General features: G+C 73.4%; 2 protein-coding genes. One reads left to right on the top strand and one right to left on the bottom strand.

Features of this window, described 5'->3' with window-relative positions:
* Positions 1-2 precede the first annotated feature (2 nt).
* Positions 3-539: an SsgA family sporulation/cell division regulator gene (locus ABZ863_RS35730; RefSeq protein ID WP_358544231.1), complete on the bottom strand. Its 537-nt coding sequence runs from the start codon at positions 537-539 to the stop codon at positions 3-5.
* A gap of 309 nt (positions 540-848) precedes the next feature.
* On the opposite strand from ABZ863_RS35730, the gene ABZ863_RS35725 reads away from it, so the two are divergent.
* The coding region (locus tag ABZ863_RS35725; protein WP_358544228.1) for a DUF2510 domain-containing protein at positions 849-1,068 on the top strand (220 nt) is incomplete at its 3' end.

Raw genomic sequence — 1,068 nt, 5'->3', positions numbered from 1 at the left:
GCTCAGCGCGGGGATCGTCGCAGCGGGTGCCGGTTTCGGCGGTATGGGCCTGAGCAGCGACGTCGTGCTGTCGGCAGCCCTGTTCGGTCCTCCGACCACGGGTCGCCGCGCCACAGGTCGTCCGCGGGGGCGGGTTCCAGCAGCCGGGCGAGCCCCGCGTCCATCTCCAGCCGCTCGTGCTCCGTGCCCGGCGGCACCAGGGCCAGGGTGCGGTCCAGCCAGGCCGACACCGCCGCCGAGGGCGCCTGGAGCAGCGCGTCCCCGTCCGGCGAACTCAACGCCATCGTCAGCACGTCGCGCCCGCTCACCTTCGACGGCCAGATCCGCACGTCCCCGTGGCCGCACGGCCGGAACACCCCCTCCACTAGCAGCTCCCGCGCGAAAGTCCAGTGCACCGGGTTCTGCGAACCCAGGTGGAAGGTGACACCCACCGCGAACGGATCGGCCGCCGCGTAGACCAGCCGTGCCGGTACGGCGATGCTCCGCTCGGGCGAAAGGACCAGCCGCAGTTCCAGCTCGCGTTCCACAACGGTGTTCATCTCGGTGCACTCCTCAGCTCTCCCGCACAGTCCGTCCCCCGGGGGCCGGACGTCCTGCCGTCCGTCTGCCCCGGCAGGGCCGCCGGACGGTCCGTCACCAGGCGAGAGCGCGCCCGGTGCCGGGCATTACGCGACTTCGGCGGAGTTTGTTTCCGCCGCCCCCGCGACCGTCCGCGAAGCCCCCTCCGTACGGTGCCCCCCGCCGCCCGCGAGCGGACCGGTCCGCGCACACCGGCCCGCCGGGCAGGGGAGTTCTGATAAATGTGGACGCCACCACAACACCCCCGAACAGATACGGGACGACGGACCATGAGCGCCCCAACCCCGGCACCCGGCGACGACAGGCCCAGCCCGGCCTACTACCCCGACCCGTCCATCCCCGGCTACATCCGGTACTGGAACGGCGCCTCCTGGGTTCCCGGCACCAGCCGCCCGGCCCCCGCCGCCGGCGAACCCCTGCCCGCACCGCCCCCGGGCTCCGTCCCCGCCACCCCGGCCTGGAGGGCTTCAGCGTTACCCGAGTCACTCT

Source organism: Saccharomonospora sp. NPDC046836 (assembly GCF_040645195.1).
Lineage (GTDB): Bacteria > Actinomycetota > Actinomycetes > Mycobacteriales > Pseudonocardiaceae > Prauserella_A.
Note: the sequence above shows the minus strand (reverse complement) of the source record. Positions and strands in the feature narration are given on the sequence as shown.